11 protein-coding genes are annotated in these 21,821 nt (G+C 43.7%); 8 read left to right on the top strand and 3 right to left on the bottom strand.

The features are described 5' to 3' along the window. The first annotated feature begins 12 nt into the window (after positions 1-12). Positions 13-2,946 carry a ligand-binding sensor domain-containing protein gene (locus HUW48_RS09595; RefSeq protein WP_182415457.1) on the top strand — a complete coding sequence of 978 codons (2,934 nt, stop codon included), beginning with the start codon at positions 13-15 and terminating at the stop codon, positions 2,944-2,946. A gap of 149 nt (positions 2,947-3,095) precedes the next feature. Here HUW48_RS09595 and HUW48_RS09590 read toward each other — a convergent pair whose 3' ends face one another. The 3 genes from HUW48_RS09590 to HUW48_RS09580 form a co-directional block, all read right to left on the bottom strand. Continuing rightward, the gene (locus HUW48_RS09590; RefSeq protein WP_220464009.1) at positions 3,096-3,977 is read right to left on the bottom strand and encodes a glycoside hydrolase family 16 protein; all 882 of its coding nucleotides are present in this window, start codon (positions 3,975-3,977) and stop codon (positions 3,096-3,098) included. 922 nt (positions 3,978-4,899) lie between these two features. Beyond that, a complete protein-coding gene (locus HUW48_RS09585) occupies positions 4,900-6,204 on the bottom strand; it encodes an MFS transporter (RefSeq protein WP_182415456.1) in 1,305 nt (434 codons plus the stop codon). A gap of 199 nt (positions 6,205-6,403) precedes the next feature. After that, on the bottom strand, positions 6,404-7,402 hold the full coding sequence (locus HUW48_RS09580) for a 2-dehydro-3-deoxygalactonokinase (protein WP_182415455.1): 999 nt from the start codon (positions 7,400-7,402) through the stop codon (positions 6,404-6,406). 512 nt (positions 7,403-7,914) lie between these two features. Here HUW48_RS09580 and HUW48_RS09575 point away from each other — a divergent pair. The 7 genes from HUW48_RS09575 to HUW48_RS09545 all read left to right on the top strand — a co-directional run bounded on the left by HUW48_RS09575 (position 7,915) and on the right by HUW48_RS09545 (position 21,813). Then, positions 7,915-8,940 (top strand): LacI family DNA-binding transcriptional regulator, encoded by a 1,026-nt coding sequence (locus HUW48_RS09575; RefSeq protein ID WP_182415454.1) that lies wholly within the window; start codon positions 7,915-7,917, stop codon positions 8,938-8,940. A gap of 68 nt (positions 8,941-9,008) precedes the next feature. Beyond that, positions 9,009-10,250, top strand: coding sequence for a mandelate racemase/muconate lactonizing enzyme family protein (locus tag HUW48_RS09570; RefSeq protein WP_182415453.1), 1,242 nt, complete (start codon positions 9,009-9,011; stop codon positions 10,248-10,250). Between the two features lie 251 nt (positions 10,251-10,501). Then, complete coding sequence (gene dgoD, locus HUW48_RS09565) at positions 10,502-11,740, top strand: galactonate dehydratase (RefSeq protein WP_182415452.1); 1,239 nt, start codon at positions 10,502-10,504, stop codon at positions 11,738-11,740. 654 nt (positions 11,741-12,394) lie between these two features. Continuing rightward, positions 12,395-15,529, top strand: coding sequence for a SusC/RagA family TonB-linked outer membrane protein (locus tag HUW48_RS09560; RefSeq protein ID WP_182415451.1), 3,135 nt, complete (start codon positions 12,395-12,397; stop codon positions 15,527-15,529). 44 nt (positions 15,530-15,573) lie between these two features. Further along, positions 15,574-17,130: a SusD/RagB family nutrient-binding outer membrane lipoprotein gene (locus HUW48_RS09555; protein ID WP_182415450.1), complete on the top strand. Its 1,557-nt coding sequence runs from the start codon at positions 15,574-15,576 to the stop codon at positions 17,128-17,130. A 75-nt stretch (positions 17,131-17,205) separates the two neighbouring features. After that, entirely contained in the window at positions 17,206-18,567 is a 1,362-nt protein-coding gene (locus HUW48_RS09550; protein WP_182415449.1) for an enolase C-terminal domain-like protein, read from the top strand. Positions 18,568-18,720: 153 nt separating this feature from the next. Next, entirely contained in the window at positions 18,721-21,813 is a 3,093-nt protein-coding gene (locus HUW48_RS09545; protein WP_182415448.1) for a SusC/RagA family TonB-linked outer membrane protein, read from the top strand. The last annotated feature ends 8 nt before the right edge of the window (positions 21,814-21,821 follow it).

The following is a 21,821-nucleotide window of genomic DNA, read 5'->3' as shown; positions in this document are numbered from 1 at the left end:
AGATTAAAGTAAGTGCTAAGAATACTATTTTTAATTTTTCAAGTTCTCCTATTTATAACACCTGCTTTTGCTCAACTTACTAATGAGGGAAATCCCTTTATAAATAACTATACGCAAAAGAATTTTAAGGCTTCTCCGTTAAATGGCGCTATTGTACAGGATAACCGGGGAGTATTATTTTTTGGCAACACTTATGGTTTTTTAGAATTTGACGGAAATAATTGGCGATTAGTAGAGCTGCCGAATAAAACCATTGTTCGTTCATTGGCGAAAGATAACAAAGGCCAGATATATGTAGGCGGTCAAAATGATTTTGGATATTTGCAGCCCGATGCGCAAGGGCAAATGCAATATGTATCTTTAAAACCATTGATTCCGGCCAAATTTAAAGAATTTGAGGACGTCTGGAAAATTTACCCCACCAACGAGGGCGTTTATTTTAGCACCAGTTCCGGGTTTTATGTATTCCGAAACGGGAAAATTTACTTATTCCCGATTCCGGGTGGATTAAGTGGTTCCTTATTTTACGTACAGGAACAATTATTCATTCAGGTGCCCGGAAGAGGTATTTACGAAATCAAAAACAAGCAGGCGACTTTTATTCCGCACAGCGAGCCATTGGGCAACTACACTGTAGTAGAAATGCTGCCCTTTACCAATAACCGAATTTTAATGGTTACCCAAGAGAATGGCGTTTTTGTTTACGATAATTACAGTGACTTTAAATCATGGCCAACTCCGGCTGCTGATTTTTTTAAATTAAATCGTATTAACTGTGCTATTGCTCTGCCAATTGGCTATGCCTTTGGGTCTACGTTGGGTGGGTTGCTGATATTAGATCAGAATGGGAATCCTCAAAAATTATTAAACAGGGAAAACGGATTACAAAACAACCATATTCAGCAAATTTGCCAGGATAATGCTGGTAACCTATGGCTAGGCTTGAACAATGGAATTGATTACGTAGAAATTAATTCTCCTTTTACCCAGTTTAACGCGAAAAACGGCGTTCCGGGTACGGGTTATGCTTCGTTGTTACACGCCGGTAAATTATTTTTAGGTACCAACGATGGTTTGTATTACAAAAATTGGGCGGCTAACGAAAATCCTCTTGCCAGCTCTTCTTTCCAGCTTATGGCCGGTACTCAAGGGCAGGTCAATAACTTGCAGCTAATAAACGGACAAATATTGTTAGCGCACCACAATGGCCCTTTTGCCATTATGAACAATAAAGCCGTACGAATTTCGGACCATACCGGCCTATGGCTATTTTTAGAGTTGAAATCCAAACCCGGCTATGTTTTGGGGGGCACGTACACCGGCATTTTATTGTATAAAAAAGAAGCGGGTAAATTAGTTTTTGTTCGCAAGATTAGTGGTTTCCAGGAATCATCGCGGGTAATGGAAGAAGACGAATTTGGTAATATTTGGGTGGGGCATGTTTATAAGGGTATTTATAAATTAAAACTTTCGGAAAGTTTAGATAAAGTACAAAACCTGAAATTTTATAATAACCGCCACGGCTTTCCTTCTAATTTATTTATAAATGTGTTTAAAATAAATAACCAGTTGGTATTTACCGGCGAAAGCGGAATTTATCAGTACAATAAACAAAAGGATCGCTTTGAGGAAAACGAAGAATTTAGTAAATATTTTGATAAAAATACTCATATCCGCAAGCTCATTCAAGATCGGGAAGGTAACATCTGGTTTTCGGCGGGCGATGAAATGGGTGTGTTACAAAAGCGGGGCGATGGCACCTATACAATCGAAATTAAAACTTTTAATAAACTGGCCGGTCGGTTAGTTTCCCGGTTTGAGCTTATTGCTCATTATAATGACTCCACTGTTTTCATTGGCACCAACGAAGGATTTGTTTTATACAACCCTGCTTTTCCGGAAGGTAAATTACCCGATCCATCATTTCTTACTTTAATCCGGAAAGTAGAAACAACGGCTGGCTCCCGCGATTCTTTACTATCTGGCGGAACTTACCTTGCAAAAGGTGTAAGTACGGTCGTTCAGCCGCCAAATAAAACGCCACAATTGCCATATCGATTAAACTCGTTACGATTTACTTTTAGCGCCACTTCCTACGAAGAAGCTAATAAAATGCAATATCAATACTTTTTGGAAGGCTACGATCCCAATTGGTCCTTGTGGACACCAGCTTCCCAAAAAGAGTATACCAATTTAATGGAGGGAACTTATGTATTTCATGTGCGCGGCCAGGATATTTACCATAAAACCAGTTCCGAAGCTACTTATACCTTTACCGTTGCCCCGCCCTGGTACCGAACTATTTGGGCGTACATTTTTTATGTTATTTTTGCTTTCTTACTAATTTTATTGCTCAGAAAATTTATTAAACAACAAGAAATAATAGAAAGAGAAAGGTTGCGACAGGAACAAGACAAGGCTTTAAAATTACAAGAAGCGCAACACGCCGAGCAAGTATTAAAAGCCGAAAAAGAAATAATTAAACTGAATAATGAAAAACTGGAAAACGAACTCCTCCACAAGAATAAAGAATTAGCCTCGTCGGCGATGCACGTAACGCAAAGCTTAGACAGTATTCACCGGTTGAAGGACCAATTACAGGATACCATGATCCGGATTAACGACGGAGAAGCGCTGCACCACATGCGAAAGTTATTACGGTCGGTGGAAGAAGAGATAAACTTCGAAAATAACTGGGAACAATTCGAAGTTCACTTCAACCAAATTCACCAGGATTTTATAAAACGCTTACGAAATGATTATCCGCAGCTTACCCACCGGGATATTAAATTATGTACTTATCTACGTCTTAATCTTTCGAGTAAAGAAATTGCTTCTCTTCTCAATTTATCTTTAAGAGGAGTGGAAACCAGCCGCTACCGGATCCGGAAGAAAATGAACTTAGAGCAAGAGGTAAACCTAACTGAATTTATTTTGAAGTATTAAACAATGGCCTTTACTTTTAGTTAGTAAAAGCTAATGTTTAATGGGCTAGCCAGGTCTAAATTTATTATACTAATTGAGCACTTTACTAAAAGTTATTTGCGCTACTTTCGGAATAATATTTACAAAAAGCCTTAAATAAAATTTAAGCCTTACAACCGCTTTGTTATTTTTACCCAATCTACCAATACTTTTCCTTTCCCCTCTTTTATCTTCTGAACGGTAGTTTCCGGAATACCATTATAGGGATTTTTCACGCCATTGGTTTTAAAAGGATAAGCACCACCTAAAGCCAGATTAACAATTAAATACTTCGGATTATCGTACGACCATCTGCCGTAATGTTCTACCATGGGCCGGGTAGCGCGGTAAACAATTACATCATCTACCTTAAATATTAACGAATCTTTGGTCCAATCTACCGAATAAACGTGCCATTTGGTTATATCATTGCCGCGTTTTAGAAAGCCTTTGTTTACCAGCGGCGTTTCACCCGAATAACCAGGACCGTGTAAGGCTACGCCCGTCCAATCTGGTTCACCTACGTTTTCCATAATATCTATTTCTCCAATGTCGGGCCATCTTCCATCGCCCATGGCCCAAAAGGCGGGCCAAAAGCCCGCTCCCTCAGGTAACTTCATGCGGGCAGCCGCCGTGCCGTACTGAAATTCCACTTTTTTGCGGGTATCCAATCTTCCGGAAAGAAAATCAAATTTCTTTCCATCTTTCGTAACAAAACCCAGGCTGTATTTAGGTTCAATCACCAGCACCCCATTATTCGCTCCGGCAGCTTCCGCTTTATGAGAGATGTAAATGGTAGCCGAAGAGTCTACATAAGCTTGTTGTTCGTTATTTACGTGAAACCCGGTTACAATCACATTCCATTTAGACCGGTCCAGTTTTGGACCCGAAAAATCATCGAAAAAGACCACGTGTTGATTCGTGGCTTTTGGTTTTGGGTTCTGCGCCGAAACTGCTACAGCACACAGCATCCCGAGACAGGTAGAAATTGCTTTAATTCTATAATTGGCCATTTAGTATAACGAGTAAATTTTTTAAATTTTTTTGAACTTAGAAGATGGTTTTGCGGATGAAGACTTTTTTTGATAGTAGGTAAATTTAAGACTTAGCAGCTTAAGTGCATTTATTTTTGCTACACTTCTGCTACTTAGTGAGTACTTCAATACTACTTCAAGTTCTTGGTTTCAGCTTTTGCATGCGTAGTGGCTGTTGCTTTGCTGGTTATCGTTCCCATAGTTGCGGCTGTTGCTTTAGTTTTTGATTGAAGTTGTTTCATGGTTTAGGTCTTGTTCTTTTTGTCTTGACACAAAAAGAACCAAAAAAGTCAAGACGCTAAAAACTCGCTGACCGCTCGAACAGTTTAGCGTCAATGATTGCACTTGGCTAAGCCAGTTTGTTTTATAGCTGCTAGAATTTATAAAATTTATTCACGGTGTCATTCCGCAGGAACCTATTTGGCTACGTAGCTAAATAGTTCCCTGCGAAATGACGCCTATAATGATTTTGAAAAAGAAAGTTCCAGGTAAATTATTTACTAAAATTACATTGAATTTGAGCTAAGTAAATAGAAAAGCGGTAGCTACTAGCACCAGACACCAGTTTGGCTATTGAGCGCCTTGTAGACTTCCGGTGCTGAGGAACGAGGCATTCCGTAGCGGAGCGAGGAAAGGAGGGATACACCGCGCGAAAGAGTCATACGAGACCCGCCGGCCATGAGGCAAACTTGAAGCATCAAACTAGTTAGCACCGCAGCTTGGAGACTTGAAAAGGCTCTAGGTAATGAAAGTAAATAAACGTTTTAATAAGTTTCTAAAGGAAGAAACTACTAAAATTTTCTTTTAGCAGCAGATTAAAGCCGATGCTGGTTCCGGCCTTTAGCCGGAGTAAAGTCACAGGCTCCAAAGAAAACCATCAGAAAAGACAATGAAAATCTTGTTACGCTAATTGATACGCCTCTACTTTTTTCGCTTTGCGGGTGAGCAAATGAATGATAATCCAGGCAGTTAAATAAGTAAAGCCGCAAATAGTAAATAATAAATTGTAACCAGCCGAAATATTACCCTGTGCTTTATAACTATCGAGTAAGTATCCTACCAGAATCGGGAAAAAGATACCTCCTACTGCTCCGGCCATTCCTCCAATACCAACTACTGAACTAACTGCCTCTTTCGGAAACATATCTGAAGCAGTTGTGAAAACGTTAGTAGCCCAGGCTTGGTGTACAGCTACCGCTAAACTAATTAATCCTACGGCCACCCAAACATCCGTTGCAAACTGAGCCAGAATAATGGAAATTTCTAAAATTGCAAAAATAAATAAAGCAGTTTTACGGGCTTTTAAAGTAGGCATTCCCCTTTTTATCAGGTACGATGAAAAGTACCCACCCCCAATGCTACCCACCGTAGTTGCGGCATAAATAATCATTAAGGGCAGACTTGGTTTTTTTAAATCTAAATTAAATGTGGAAGCAAAATAAGAAGGTAACCAGAACAAAAAGAACCAATATATAGGATCGATTAAACCTTTACCGGTAATAAACGCCCAGGTTTGCGGGAAAGTAAATAATTTAAACCATTTAACAGAATTCCCATCAGTTGGAATGTTGGTTTCCTGGTCTTGTCCATTGGTAATGTATTCTAACTCCGAAGCAGATAAACGTTTTTGCCGGGCTGGAACTTCGTAAAAAATTAACCAGAAAATTAACCAAACAAAACCTAGCGCCCCCGTAATCCAGAAAACTTCCTGCCAACCATAATATTTTAAAATCCCGGGTACAATTATTAAGGCCATTACTACGCCAATGCTGGTACCAGCGTTAAAAATACCGGTAGCTTTGGCTCTTTCGCTTTTCGGAAACCACTCGGCAACGGCTTTCATAGCTGCCGGAAAATTACCTGCTTCTCCAATTCCTAAACCCACCCGGGCTATGCCAAAACCAACCGCACTTTTGGCAATGGCGTGCAACATAGCCGCAGCGCTCCATACCACTACGGTAATGGTATAACCCAGCTTAGTACCAATTTTATCTATTATCCGCCCCGATAATAAAAGTCCAATGGCGTAAGCGGCTGTAAATGCCATTACAATGCGGGCAAAATCAGTTTCGGTCCAATTAAATTCTTTTTCGAGAGTAGGCTTTAATAAACCAATTATTTGGCGGTCCAGGTAATTAATGGTAGTAGCCGTAAATAATAATCCTACTACAACCCATCGATAATTTCCAATTTTTGTACGCGACATAAAAGTATGTTCTGGCTTTTTTAAATGCGAAATAGTTTACTCTCCTGGCAAAAAAACTTAATTATCCGAAAAATCTAATCTTATTCTTATTTAAACCGTACTTGCTTTTGCTATTCTTTGATCTACAACAAACTTCCGCCACCATAAGAATTACAGCAAATACTATTCAGGATTAAAGGATATTTTAGTAAATTCTTGATCAGAAATGCGTGAGCTGTTGTTCAAAAATCCGCACCTGCCCTACCATGGCCGCTTTGTCAATTATTTCTGGCGAAACATACAGGGTTTGGTCAGCTAAATGCAGTTCTTCTATGGCTCTTTGGTAAAACGGATACAGATTACTTCCGCTACTTAAAATTATTTGCGACTTAATTCTTTGTTGTAAGCTTCTTAATTCAGTACCGATTAATAGGCCACTTAAATAATAAAAGTTTTGCGTTTTAGTGAGACGGTTAAATAGTTGATTCGTCCGGGCGGAAAATAAAGTATGCAAAATGGTTGCTTGCGCCGATTCCTGAATTCCTTTACTAAAGCCCTGCCAATCTTCTTCAGTTAATTCTTCGTGAAGGGGGCTTTCAATTGAATTTTTCAAAATACTGTTCTGTGCCACTACATTAAAAATCTCACCCGTCATATAGGTTTGAAAATCGACGATCGCTCCCTCTCGTACTTGAATGTGCTTGGAATGTGTACCCGGAAAAACAAAAACAATTTCCTTTTCCCTGCTATCTGGCAAGTCCATTAAGTTTACCAGGCCTATTAATTGGGTTTCTTCGCCCCGCATCACATCGCGGTGGTTCCGTACTCCTGAGATTAACACGGTTTCGTGCGGAAATTCAGGTTGTTTCTCAAATAATCGTACAGCAGCTTTGCTTCCGTCAATGGCAAAGGGCACTTCGGCATAAGCAAGCTCTTCCAAACCAATGGAAGAAGATGCCATTCCTGATAATACTACCGGAATACCATTCAAATCAATGCCCCGTTTAGTAGCTAAAACATTAATTTGTTGCTGCAATATCTGCTGAAAGAATTCTTTCTGAGCTATTTTTTTTTCTGTTCCCTCTTTCCAGGCATTATAGGTGCTGGCAATTCCTTCTTGGCCCGAAACTTCGTCTATGACCTGCAACTTCTGGGTATTTACCAAACTTAATCGCAAACTAGACGTGCCCCAATCACAGCATAGTAAAGTATTTCTCATCAAAATAAGGGTTGATACAATGAAGTAGGTACGTATTAGTTATTCCGGAAATGATTTTTACGAAATAACAATTTTGAATTAGTGTTTAATTTATGAAGGGATTACTAAAGGATATCAGATATCACCCATCACTTAAAATGGGAAGCAATATAATCTGCTTAATCGTTAAAACAAATTATCTGGAAAAATTTACAAATCTTTGCATCAAATACTTTATTTATTATCAAATAAACAAAAAATAAACTTCAACTTCCCAAATACACGCTTTCTATTCTATTAAGTTTAGTAATTTTAAAATTAAACTAGATATAAATTTAATAGTACATACTTAGAATGATTATAAAATATTAACTAATTTTAAATAGATTAACCTTTTAGCAAATAAATTCTTTAACATTCTATTTAATCAGATAGTTATTTTATAAATTTTCAAAATTAGCTATCTTTTTATTTTTTTGTTTAAACGATTAACATTATGTTTGGTTGGTGCTTTTCTCAAATCTGCTTACTAAGTGAACAAAAAGGTTTCATTAAAAGACATAGCTCAACAAGCCGGAGTTTCTACCGCTTTGGTATCGTATGTTTTGAGCGGCAAAGAAAAGGAAAGCCGGGTTGGGCGCGAAATTGCTTCTAAAATTAAAGAAATTGCGCACGAACTAAATTACCAACCCAACCATCTGGCAAAAAGCCTAAGAAGTGGCAAGACGCACACTATCGGTTTAATTATTGCAGATATTTCTAACCCGTTCTTTGCCAACATTGCCCGGATTGTAGAAGACGAAGCGAAGAAATTTGGCTATACTGTTATCATTGGCAGCTCCGACGAAAATCCAGAGAAATCCTGGGACTTATTAAATGTACTACGTAATCGCCAGGTAGATGGCTTTATAATCGTTTCCTCCGAAAACTCTCAAAATCAAATATATTTCTTAAAAGACCAGCACATACCTTTTGTTTTGCTGGACCGGTATTTTCCGGATATTCAATCTGATTTTGTATCCATCAACAATTTTAAAGCCGCCTACGATGCCGGCTTGCATTTGATTAAAAATGGCTACTGCCGCATTGGGTTTATCGGTTACAAATCCGAACTTTTTCATATGCAAGAAAGAATCCGGGGCTACCAGCAGGCTTTAAAAGAAAATAACCTAAATAACAAAAAAAACTGGTTAAAAAGAGTTAGCATCCAACATATAGAGAAAGAAGTAAGAGCTTCCATTAACGAGTTAACAGCTACTGATAATGGTGTGGAAGCAATTATTTTTGCTACCTATAGCTTAGCGGTGAACGGTTTAAAGTACTTGAATGAATTAAAGTTAAAAGTACCTGCCGATGTAGCTATTGTTAGTTTTGGCCAGGCCGAAGTTTTTGATTTGTATTATTGCCCCATTACTTATTTACACCAACCCATTAGCGATTTAGGTAAAACGGCAGTGGAATTATTGATTAAAAAATTAAAAAATCCGGATGAAGGAATGCGACAAGTATTAATGGAAGCCAAGTTAATATGCCGAGAATCTTCTGAAGCTAAAATTTGAGGTTTTGTTTTATTTATTTGCTTAATCGATTAACAACAACTACTAAATTTTAAAAATCCATACGTATTATGCAAAGAAGGCACTTCTTAAAGTCGGCCATGCTTGGTTCTGCTGCCGTGTTAGCAGGTTTTCCTCTTATGAAAGCGGAAGCAGCCTCTAAAATGAAGATTACTAAAATCCGGTATTACAGTGCGCCCGGCTACAACAAACCTTTGTTTAACCAGGCCCGCGGCATCGTGGAAATTGAGACCAGCGGCGGTATTATTGGCATTGGCGAAGGCGGCTCTAAAGACATGATTGAGCAATGCGCCCAAATGATGATCGGGGAAGATCCTTTCCGGATTGAGCATATCTGGCAAACCTTGTACCGGGGCATGTTTTACCCGCCAGGCCGTGAAAAACTACATGCCTTGGGCGCTCTGGAAATGGCTTTGTGGGATATTAAAGGCAAAGCTTTAAATGTGCCGGTTTACGATTTGCTAGGCGGCGCTACCCGCGATTACGTGGAGTGCTACGCTACCGGTTTCCGGGCTTCTAAAGCAAAAGACGAAGAACAACGCGCCCGCGATTGCATTGAAGCGGGTTTACGCGCTTACCGCATAGGCCCCACCGGTGGTAACGGCGATGCCCGGTTTGATTTTTACGAAAACGCCAAGAAAACCATTGAATTCTCGAAACGCATAGATGCCGCGGTAGGCGGCGGGGGCAAGTGGGCCATCGACTTACACACCCGTTTTGATACGCCCGAAGCTATAAAGATATGCACCGCCCTGGAAGAACTGGAACCTTACTTCGTGGAAGATCCCATCCGTTCGGAAAACCCGGAAGTTTTTAAAACCCTTCGGCCGATGCTGAAAGTGCCTTTAACCGTGGGCGAACAGTTCGGTGACCGTTGGGACATAAACACCATGATGGAACAGCATTTAATTGATTACTCGCGGGTTACACTGCCCAATACCGGGGGCATTACCGAGTTTAAAAAAATTGCTTCTATTGCCGAAACCCATTATGTAGGCCTGATCCCTCACTTTACTGGTCCTTTATCTACGGCGGCGTTGGTGCACGTGCTGGGTTCCAGCAGCCCGATTCGGGCTATGATTGAACTTGCCGGCGGCGAACCCGAAAAGATACCTTACTTCAACGACGATTACGTGCACTTTAAAAACGGCAAACTTTACCTAAATCCTGCCCCGGGCCTAGGTGTTAAGTTCAACCCCAAAAAGGCCGATTTCGTGATGGAAATTACTTCTAATACCAAGTTCCCGCACCCGGTTTTACACAGCCCGGACGGAGCGGTACACAACTGGTAGCATCCCATATATAAAAACGACAGGCAGTTTTTACATACTGTTTTAATAAAGAGAACAACCTGAATACCACGGCCGGGAGGAGCATCTAAAACAATTAAATAGATTATTTCTCACTGCCTGTAAATACTACGAAATAAATCATCAAGAGCAATACAACTTTTTTATTCATTGACTTTGACTGGCCGGTTCTTGCCGCTCAGCTTACTAAAAGAAGAATTGATAATTAATTTTTTTAAAATATAAAATCTTCTATGAACAAAACTGGTATTTCCCGGCGCAAAGCCATTGAGTCGGTATTAGGGGTAGCCGGCATGGGTTTATTGCTGCCTTCTTCGTCCTACGCCTATGATTCCGGGCCACCAAAAAACTATTATAAAGAAAAAGTAAAAATTACCCGCCTGGAAACCTTCCTGATTAAGCCCCGCTGGATTTTCCTGCGCATTCATACCGATGCCGGTGTGGTAGGTTTAGGCGAACCCTTACTGGAAGGCCGCGCACTTACCATTCAAACGGCCATTAAAGAAATTGAGCCTTACTTAATTGGCAAAGATCCTAGGCAGGTGGTGCACCATTGGCAGGCCATTTACCGCCACGCCTTTTATCGCGGTGGACCCATTTTAACCAGCGCTTTAAGCGGCATTGATCATGCCTTATGGGATATAAAAGGCAAATTGCTGAACGTGCCCGTTTACGAACTGTTTGGCGGACCCACCCGCGACCGGGTGCGGGTGTATGGCCGCGCCAGCAACGCCGAAGATATGAAGAAACGCCTGGCGGAGGGATATAAAACCATTAAAACCGGGGTAGCAAAAGAAAATCACGCCCGTATGGTCGAGAACCCGAAGTTTATTCAATACGCCGCCGATAATTTTGCTTCTTTGCGCCAGGCCGGCGGCAATGACATGGACATTGCCATCGACTTTCACGGGGCTATTTCGCCGCAAACCGCTAAGGTTTTAATTAAAGAATTAGAGCCTTACCAACCAATGTTTGTGGAAGAACCTTGCCAGGCACAAAATGTAGATATGCTCGCCGACATAGCCCACGGTACGCACATTCCGATTGCGGCCGGTGAAAGAATATTTACTAAATGGGGCTTCCGCGAAATTCTGGAGAAAAAAGCCGCCAGCATTTTACAACCCGATTTATGCCACGCCGGCGGCATTACCGAAGGCCGCATTATTGCTGGCATGGCCGAAGCTTACTACATTCCGATTGCGCCGCACAACCCCATGGGGCCGATTTCTTTAGCGGCCGGTTTGCAGCTCGCCGCCAGCATTCCTAATTTTTTAGTGCAGGAGCAGGTTTCCTTGGGCGAAGGTTATTTAAAAAAACCTTTTAAGCTGGAAAAAGACGGCAATGTGCTGATTCCCACCGGACCGGGTTTAGGAGTTGAACTCGACGAAGACAAGATAAAAGATAAAATAGGCCACGACTGGAAAAACCCGGAATCGTACGATCCGCGTGACGGCTCAGTAGTAGATTGGTAAAGTAAACAACTGACTAAAAGCAAAATTACGCCGGCTATTTTTAGCGCAAGCTGCTATCCGGCGTTAACTTTAGTCAGGTAAGGTCTCTAAAAGGGCTCACTAAGGCATAACCAAGCTTCTGACGTACTTCATCCGCAGCAACAAATCTACGTCAACTGGCAAAAACTAGTCTTTGCGGCATTTAGAACCAGCCATTAACATAGATTTTTTAAATTTTTAACCTGAACAGAATGTAAGTCTAATCTAGATTCAATAAAGAATTTTAATTAGAACCTTGCTTTTATAGCAAAATAGCAAATTGAAGTAGTGCTGACGTACTGGTGAAGTAATAAAGCGATACCTCTATTTATTTTTTATCCGATTCTTACGCCTATCCTTGATTAAGTTCTGCAACTGTTTTTAAAATGAAGTACTGGTGCATTGCTTCAGCAGGGGTTCTAAAAGGATAGCTTAATCCGGATTTATTCTATTAAAAACGAAAGTGAATAAACCTTTATTCCCCCCCGATGGAGCTTAATAAAGCTGGTACCAGCAAAGAATTTTTTAAATTTTAAAAAATGATATTCTAAAACTGGTCATTCTGCCCATCCTGCCTCTTACGAGGAGAAATTAATGCTTGTTTTGATTTTGTATTACTTTTTAACGAAGCCATTTATGTTGAAAAAAGCTTTACAATTAATTCTCCTGCTTCTGACGCTGTGTCAGTTGCCGGTATTAGCGCAGGATGACCGAATCACCGGAAAAGTAACCGGTGCGGAAAATGAAGGTCTTCCGGGGGTAAGTATCCAGGTTAGCGGCACCAACCAAGGTACCGTTACCGATGCCGAAGGTAACTTTACGATTAATGCTCCCGGCAATGCCACGCTCGTTTTTTCTTACATTGGGTACACCAATCAAACCGTAAACGTTAACAACCGGTCTATCATTAATGTAACCCTATCCTCAGATACCAAAGCCCTCGACGAAGTAGTAGTTACAGCGTTAGGTATTAAACGCGAAGCTAAAACCCTGGGCTACGCCACTGCCACCGTTAACGCCGACCAGATTGCCGTAAATCGCACGCCTAACGTGATGAGCGGTTTGCAAGGTAAAATGGCGGGGGTTAATATCTCCACGATGGCTACCGGTCCGGGAGGTACCAGCAAAATTCGGATTCGGGGCCAGTCGTCGTTTTCCGGTCAGAACAGCCCGCTTATTGTAATTAACGGCGTTCCGGTAGATAACTCCAACTATGCTTTAGGCGGGAATTTCGGTAACCGGATAGCCAACAACTCCGACGGCGGCGATGGTTTGCAAAGCATTAACCCCGACGATATTGAATCCATGACGGTTTTAAAAGGCGCTACCGCTGCCGCACTGTACGGTTCTCGGGCAAAAGATGGCGTGGTAATGATTACCACTAAAAGCAAAGGCGAAGGCCAGGGCTTAGGCATTGAATACAATACCAACTTAACCACCGAAACCCCGCTGGACTTTTCCGATTTTCAATACGAATACGGCCAGGGGGAAGGCGGCGTGCGGCCTCAAGCGCCCAATCCGTTATCCGGTGTGTGGAGCTTTGGCGAGAAATTCCAGCCGGGCATGACCCAAATTTTGTTCGACGGCGAAACGTGGCCCTACGAACCAGTGCGCAATCGTATCCGCAAGTTCTACAACGTGGGTACCAATTTTACCAATACCGTTCGGGTTTCTAACAACGGGGCGAATGGGGGCTTTAGTCTTTCTTTTGCTAATTTAGACAGTAAGAGCATTGTTCCGAATTCTAAGTTTAACCGCAAAACCATCAACTTAGGCTTTAACCAAAATATTTCTAAAAAACTTTCTACCTCCGGTAATTTAAACTACTCCAACGAGTACAATAAAAATCCGGCCCAGATTAACGGTCAGGAATTTGCTACTCCCACCGTAGTAATGACTTTGGCTAACTCCATGCCTTTTGAAGCGCTGGAACAAAACCAATTACTGCCGAACGGTTACGAGTTTCCGTTTGCCCGCTTTTTGGTGCGCAACAACCCGTATTACGCCGTTAACCAGCATTTTGAAAATATCCGCCGCGACCGGCTTTTCGGGAACATTGCTTTAAAATACCAGTTCACCGATTGGCTGTATCTGCAAGGCCGCATTGCTCAGGATTATTATTCCCGCGACCAAGATTACAACGTGCCTAATGGTTACGCCGCGATTGCACCGGCACCGGTTGGTTTTATTAATGGTAGCTACACGCAGGATGTACGCCGTTTCCGCGAACGGAACTACGACTTTATCTTGGGTGCCAACCGCACTTTCGGGGATATTGGGGTAGATGTAACTTTAGGTGGTAACACCCGCTACGTGCGCATGGATTATAACAGCGTAACGGTGCAGGATTTTATCCAGCCGGGCTTATATACCGTCATGAACGGCCGGGTGAAAAATCCTTTCTACAGCTTATCCGAACGTAAAGTAAATTCTTTGTACGGAGCCGCTACTTTCTCTTTCCGGGAATTTTTGTACCTGAACGTTACAGCCCGCAACGATTGGTTCTCGACGTTAGCACCGCAAAACCGCAGCATTTTGTACCCATCGGTTACCGGTAGTTTCGTGTTCTCGCAAGCGTTTGAAAGTTTACCGGCCTGGCTTTCTTTTGGTAAGCTACGGGCCGCTTACGCCGAAGTGGGCGACGATAACGTAGCGCCTTATTCCAACGCTTTATATTACAGTGTTAATAACAACTTATTCCCGAACCCATCGGGCCAGGTAGTTCCGGTAGGTGGTATTAACGCCACTACCATCCCGAACCCGAACTTAAAACCTTTGCGCGTAGCCGAAGCCGAAGTAGGTTTAGAATTAAAGTTGTTTAACAATTTCTTAGGATTTGATATTGCGTACTACCGCAAAATAACCAACGACCAAATTCTGGCAGCCCAGGTATCCGATGCTTCGTCGTACACCAACCGCTTGATTAACGTGGGTAAAAGCATGAACAAAGGCGTGGAAATGTTAATCTCCGCGGCGCCCGTGAACACGCCTTCCTTCCGCTGGGATGTGAGTTTTAACGCATCTTACAACACCTCCGAAGTATTAACGCTGGGCTTAAACGCCGCCGATACCATGATTGTGGTGGGTGGCTCCGGCGGTACTACTTTACGCCAGGTTGTTGGTCAGCCTATTGGGCAGTTATATACCTTTAGTTACCTCCGCGACGACCAGGGCCGGCAAGTATTTAATAAAACCAGCGGTACGCCGTTGCGGGGTGGTTTAGTAAATGCGGGCAGTGCTTTACCAAAATACTTTGGAGGTATTACCAATACCTTTACCTATAAGGGAGTAAGCCTTTCTACCCTCATCGACTTTAAGCTGGGTCACAAAATGATTGGCGGCTCTAACATGAACTACCTGCGCCACGGTCTGCACAAAAGAACTTTAGTAGGCCGCGAAGAAGGTTACGTGATTGGCCAGGGCGTGAACCCCGATGGCGAGGTAAATACGACTCGTTCGCCAGTGCAGCCTTTCTACGAGTGGCCCAATGCCAACGGCGTTTTCGAAGATTTTGTGTATAACGCCGGCTTCTGGAAACTTCGCCAGATTACCCTAAGCTATGACTTTACCAAGATGTTGCCCGAAAAGTTTTTCATTAAAGGTTTGAAATTTAGCGCGGTAGCCAACAACGTGGCCGTGCTGAAAAAATGGACCGAAAACATGGACCCCGAGCAGGTAAATAACGCCTCCGATAACCAGACTGGTTTAGATTTCTGGCCGAGTTTGCCTTTAACCAGAAGCTTAGGATTTAACCTGAATGTTAAATTTTAAAATTTAGGCTAAAAAGATCAATGAACAGCAAAATATCTGGAATCATGAAAAATTTTAAAATTTATATAGCAGGATTGCTCACCCTGTTGGGGAGTTTTACCAGTTGCGACGAGGGGTTTGATGAACTGAATACCAATAAAGTAGACCCCACGACTCTTACGCCTTCGTTCCTGATGAATAATGCCATTATCAATACGTCTTTTCAGGATGGCTTTGGTACGCTGGTGCATTTATCGTATACTTTCCCGATTGTGCAGCAGATTGTTACACCTTTTGGCAGCTCGCTGTCCGGGGGTAATTACAACCAAAACAACGTCGATAACACGGCCCGCATCTGGACAACTTATTACCGCACGGTGGTACGCGACATAGTAGATGTGGTAGAAAAAACCAAAGACGTAGAAGCCAGTTCCAACACCTACCACTCCGCCCGCATCTGGAAAGCTTACGTGTTTCAAATGTTAACCGATACCTACGGCGATGTGCCTTATTTTGAGGCCGGCAAAGGTTTTTCAGAAGAAATTATTTCGCCGAAATACGATGCCCAGGAAGTTATCTACAAGGATATTTTAAAAGAACTGGAAGAAGCAACCGCTGCCCTCGACGCGACCAAACCGGCTGACCCCACCGATATTCTGTACGGTGGCAACGCCGACAAATGGAAACGTTTTGGCTATTCATTGATGCTACGGGCGGCCATGCGCCTGACGAAAGTAGACCCGACGCTGGCGCAAACCTACGTGGCCAAAGCCGTAGCCGGGGGCGTAATGCAATCTAACGCCGATAACGCGGCCACTCGCCACACCGCGCTTTACGTAAACTGGCTGGCCGACCATTTAGGTGCCCGCGAAAAAGCCAATTATTACCTGGCTGCCCCTTTTGTAAATTACCTTAAAGAAAACAACGATCCCCGGTTAAAAGCCATTGCGGTACGTTACGTAGGTGCCAAAAGCGGTTCCGAGCAAGTTGTTGCCCGCGCCACCACCGACCCGGCCCAACAAGTGGGTATGCCCATGGGCTACGACAACGTAAGCATTGCCCAAACTTTTGCCGAACTGGGAGTAGCCAGTTTGTGGGATTTTTCGCAGGTAAATATTAATACAGTACTCAACCGCACAGCGGCACCTACTTACCACGTAACGCACTCGCAAACACAATTACTTTTGGCCGAAGCGGCGGTAAGAGGTTGGGTTACCGGCGACCCGGCTACTTATTTCACCAACGGCATTACCGCCCACCTGGAGCAATTTGCCGAGTACGGCCCTAATGCGACCATTCCATCAGCGGATATTCAGGCATATGTGCAGGCGCACCCCTTGGATGTAAGCACTCCCGAAAAAGCCCTGGAACTGATAAACACGCAATATTGGGTTTCTTCTTTTTTAAACGGCTCGGAGTTGTTTGCCAATTTCCGGCGCAGCGGTTACCCAACTTTAGCACCAAATCCTTACCCCGGCCGGGAAATAACCGAAGAAGAATTTATTCGCCGGTTAAATTATCCGGATAGCGAATTAGTAGTGAATCAAGCGAATGTAACCGAAGCCTTAAACCGCCAAGGCCCGAATAAATTGGATACCCGCGTGTGGTGGGATAAAAAGTAATTAATTCTTGTACCGGAGCCTGCTGATAGGCTCCGGTACTTTATTTTTTAAATTTTTTAAATAAACACCTTATTAATGGAAAAATTAGACAAATACGAACTGGAAAGTCGAAGAGAGAACTTAAAAAAATTAGGCTTAGGCGCTGCAGCAGGTGTACTGGGCTTATTTGGTACCGCAGAAAGCCGGGCGGCCGAGCGGGTAACTCCGGCTTACGCCAAAGGCCTGAAGCCTGTAAAAATCAAAAGTTTAAAAGCTATTGGCACCGCCCCACAAGGGTCTAATTTAATTGTGGTAAAAGTAGAAACCACCGAACCAGGTTTGTACGGCTACGGTTGCGCCACGTTCACGCAACGCGCCGAAGTAGTTGTAACGGCCATTAATAATTACCTGGCACCTCTCTGCGTCGGCAAAGACGTAGATAACATCGAAGATGCTTGGCACTCGGCGTACGTGAGTTCGTACTGGCGCAACGGGCCGGTGCTCAACAATGCTCTAAGTGGCCTGGACCAGGCTTTGTGGGATATTAAAGGCAAAAGAGCCGGTATGCCGGTGTATCAGTTATTGGGTGGCAAAGTGCGCTTTGCGGTGCCTTGCTACACGCACGCCAACGGTAAAACTCCCGAAGAAACCGCCAACGATGCCAAACGCATCATGGATAGCGGCTTTAAATACGTGCGGGTGCAACAAGGGGGCTACGGTGCTACCGCTATTTCGTCGAAGCCAGATTTTAAAGATGCCGGTTTTGGGGGCGCAAACGACCAGTACATGAACCAAACCGCCTACATGAAATCGGTGCCAAAACTTTTTGAGGCGGCTCGTAAAGTATGCGGCGAAGAAGTAGAAATCCTGCACGATATTCATGAGCGGCTGGACCCGATGGATTCCATTAACATGATAAAAGCGCTGGAAGAGTACCGGCCTTTCTTCATCGAAGATCCTTTTTCCCCGGAAAACCCCAAGTGGTTCCAGATGTTGCGCCAGAGTACCACGGTACCCATTGCCATGGGCGAGTTGTTTAACAACCAGAATGAATGGAAAGAAGCCATGATTAACCAATGGTTCGATTATATCCGGATTCACGTGTCGCAAATTGGCGGCATTACCCCAGCCATGAAAGTAGCCCGTTTAGGTGAGTGGTTTAACGTGAAAACCGCCTGGCACGGTCCCGGCGACGTGTCGCCGGTAGGCCACGCGGCGCAGTGCCACATGGATTTGGCCATCTGGAATTTTGGTATTCAGGAAGCCGTGAGCTTTAACGACAAGACACTGGAAGTATTCCAGGGCTGCCCTACCATGAACAAAGGCTACATGTCGGTGAACGAAGCGCCCGGCATTGGCGTGGAAGTAAACGAAAAAGCCGCTGCGAAATACCCGATATCCAACAAAGCCGGGAACTGGCAAGTGCGCAAATTCGACGGCACGATCATTCGTCCTTAGTAAATTTTTAAAGTTTTAAATTTTAACATCTCCCCAACCATAAAATCAGCATTGCTACTGGAGCAAAACTTACCGGCAGCAAAGGCTGGTTTTATGGTTTAACGCACCAATACCTTAATTCAAAAATTCACCCATAACAATGAAGTAACCTTTATGAAAATCCCTTACAATTTAGGCTCAGGCCGACCTTTGTTTTCGCGCCTGGCTTTAGTGCCTGCCTTGGTCCTGGCGTTAGCCCTGGATGCCAACGCTACGCCGGAAAAAGTAGCTACGGCCACTACCAAAAACGTAGTAGCCGAAACCCTGACTGGCTCGGTGAAAGACACCAAAGGTGTGGCCCTGCCAGGAGTGACCGTATTATTAAAAGGCACCAGCACCGGTACTACCACGGATGCCAGCGGTAATTTTACCTTACAGGTACCTTCTTTATCGGGCACGTTAGTTTTCTCTTTTATTGGCTATTCGGCGCAGGAAGTAGCTATTACGGGCACCGGTCCGTTTAATGTAACTTTGCAAGACAACGCCAAATCGCTGGAAGAAGTAGTGGTAGTGGGTTACGGTACCCAACGTAAAACCGACGTAACCGGTGCTTTAACCTCTATTTCCACGAAAGAATTTGCCCAGCAACCCGTTACCCGCATCGACCAGGTTTTACAAGGCCGGGCTGCGGGCGTACAGGTAACGCAAGCAGGTGGCGCTCCGGGTGGCGAAGCCCGTGTGCGTATCCGGGGAGCCAACTCCGTGTTGGGTAACAACGACCCTTTGTACGTAGTGGATGGTTTTGTGGGCGCGGATTTTACCAGCGTGAACCCCAACGACATTGAATCCATTCAGGTACTGAAAGACGCGGCTTCTACTTCTATTTACGGTAGCCGGGGTGCTAACGGAGTAGTGATTATTACTACTAAAAAAGGCACTAAAGGCGGCTTTAACGTAACCTACGAAGGCCAGGCATCTACCTCCGAAGTAATTAAAAAATGGGATGTTCTGGGAGCCGCTGATTTTGCCGATATTACCAATCAGCGTTCTGCGGCTTTAGGTTCTTCTCCTATTTTCACGCCCGCGCAAATTGATGAATACCGCGCGAATGGCGGCACCGATTGGCAGGATTTAGTTTTCCGGCGCGCCTGGGGCCAGCAACACCAATTAGGCGTATCGGGTGGTAACGAAAAAACTACTTTCCTGTTATCCGCGAACTACCTGAACCAAAACGGTATTATTGAAAATACCGGTTATAAAAGATACATCATCCGCTCGAATGTAAACTCCCAGTTAAACGATAAAATTTCGCTGCGCTTAAACGTATCGGGTAGCCGGGTTCAGAACCATAATACAGGCTTAACCGGTGGCACCGCCAACCCGGTAGTTCAGGCATTGGCCTGGTCACCCACAACCAGGCCGTACGATGCCAACGGGAAAATAATTGCTTCCGATCCGGTAGGTTCGGTAGCTACCAACCCCATGGCCTTACTGTACGACCGGAATTTTGACGTAGACCGGAACATTGCCAACATTGTAGGCGGCGCTAATTTTAAATTGCCGGTAAACGGTTTGGCTTTAGATTTACAATACGCGGTTAATTATGTTACCGCCAACGGTAAATACTTTAACGGGGTAGATGCCACCCGGGGTAACCCCAACGCCAACCGTACTTCTAACGAGCAAATCACCTTACAAAGCACCAACTCGCTCACGTACACCCGCACCTTTAACGACGTACACAACATTAATGCGGTAGCCGTTTTTGAAACCCAGCAATTTACTGATAACAGCTTTTCGGCTACCGGTAATACTCTAAAATTCCCGACGCTGGGTTATTATAATTTACCATTAGCGGGTTCTTACAACGTAGGTTCCGGCTTTACGAAATGGACGCTTTTATCTTATTTAGGACGGGTAAACTACTCTTTTAAAGATAAATACCTGTTTACCGCTGCCGTACGCCGCGATGGCTCTTCTAAGTTTGCGGAAGGTAACCGCTACAGCGTATTCCCTTCTTTAGCAGTTGGTTATAATTTAGCCGAAGAAGATTTTTTAAAAAAAACCAATCTGTTTAGCACCTTAAAAGTAAGAGGTAGCTGGGGCATGACCGGTAGCCAGGCCATTAATCCATACGCTACCTTATCGGCTTATAATCCGAACGCACCAGTAGCCTTTAACAACAACGGTATTATTAGTGGTATTCAGTTAGGCAACCCTGGTAACTTAAACCTGAAATGGGAAACAACCAAACAAACCGACATTGGGTTAGAAGTTGGCGTCCTGAATGGCCGCATTACGTTTGAAGGCGATTATTTTATTAAAAACACCACCGATCTGCTGTTAAATCAATCGTTGCCGGCGTACGTGGGTGGCGGAACCCAGACCATTAACGTGGGCGAAGTACAGAATAAAGGTTTTGAATTTGCCTTGGGCGCCACTATTCTGCAATCCGAAGGCTTAAACTGGACCAGTAACCTGAACATGTCGACGGTTAAAAACCAGGTGGTAAGCTTGGGCGGTATTGCCGAACGCATTCCGCAGGGGACTGGGGTAGGTGCTGGTATGTCTACTACCAATGAATTTATGCTGGTTCCCGGACAATCTTTGGGTTCTTACTGGGGCATCAAGTACTTAGGCACCTGGAAGCCAAATGAAGCCGAGGCAGCTAAAGTGTACAAAGCCAATCCTGGTGATTCCCGGTACGAAGACGTTAATAACGACGGAGCCATTAACGCCAACGATTTCCAGATTATCGGGAAAGGGATACCAACTACTACCGCTGGCTGGAACAACACGTTTACTTACAAATCACTGACGTTGAATGTATTTTTTCAGGGCGTATTTGGTATTGATAAGTTAAACTACACCCGGGCGGCAGCCATGTCGGGTAGCGGCGATGCCCGCCAGTACATCTTGAGCGAAATTAAAGACCGTTACATTCCCGGACAAAACGAAACTTCGGATATTCCGGCCTTTAGCAGCACCAACGTGGTATTTACCCAATCGAGCCGCTTTATGGAAAATGGTAATTACGTACGCTTAAAGAACGTGAGCTTAGCTTATAATCTGCCGGCTTCTTTGGTAGGCAAAGGCAATATTAAAGTATTTGCCAGCGGCGTAAACCTGTTAACATTTACCAAATACAAAGGCATCGACCCGGAATCCAGCAACGTGGGTGCCTCTACCGATACGGCGCAAGGCATCGACTATGGCGCATATCCTAACTCTAAAACCTATACCGTAGGTCTTAACTTATCTTTCTAACTAGTATT

The organism is Adhaeribacter radiodurans (genome assembly GCF_014075995.1).
GTDB classification, from domain to species: Bacteria; Bacteroidota; Bacteroidia; order Cytophagales; family Hymenobacteraceae; genus Adhaeribacter; species Adhaeribacter radiodurans.
The sequence above is the reverse complement of the archived record's forward strand: the minus strand, read 5'-3'. Positions and strand labels throughout refer to the sequence as shown.

Coding starts and splice junctions, on each gene's coding strand:
- HUW48_RS09580 (WP_182415455.1), bottom strand. CDS start 7,402: ATGAGAAATACTTTACTATGCTGTGATTGGGGCACGTCTAGTTTGCGA.
- dgoD (WP_182415452.1), top strand. CDS start 10,502: ATGAACAAAACTGGTATTTCCCGGCGCAAAGCCATTGAGTCGGTATTA.
- HUW48_RS09545 (WP_182415448.1), top strand. CDS start 18,721: ATGAAAATCCCTTACAATTTAGGCTCAGGCCGACCTTTGTTTTCGCGC.
- HUW48_RS09560 (WP_182415451.1), top strand. CDS start 12,395: ATGTTGAAAAAAGCTTTACAATTAATTCTCCTGCTTCTGACGCTGTGT.
- HUW48_RS09555 (WP_182415450.1), top strand. CDS start 15,574: ATGAAAAATTTTAAAATTTATATAGCAGGATTGCTCACCCTGTTGGGG.
- HUW48_RS09585 (WP_182415456.1), bottom strand. CDS start 6,204: ATGTCGCGTACAAAAATTGGAAATTATCGATGGGTTGTAGTAGGATTA.
- HUW48_RS09550 (WP_182415449.1), top strand. CDS start 17,206: ATGGAAAAATTAGACAAATACGAACTGGAAAGTCGAAGAGAGAACTTA.
- HUW48_RS09590 (WP_220464009.1), bottom strand. CDS start 3,977: ATGGCCAATTATAGAATTAAAGCAATTTCTACCTGTCTCGGGATGCTG.
- HUW48_RS09570 (WP_182415453.1), top strand. CDS start 9,009: ATGCAAAGAAGGCACTTCTTAAAGTCGGCCATGCTTGGTTCTGCTGCC.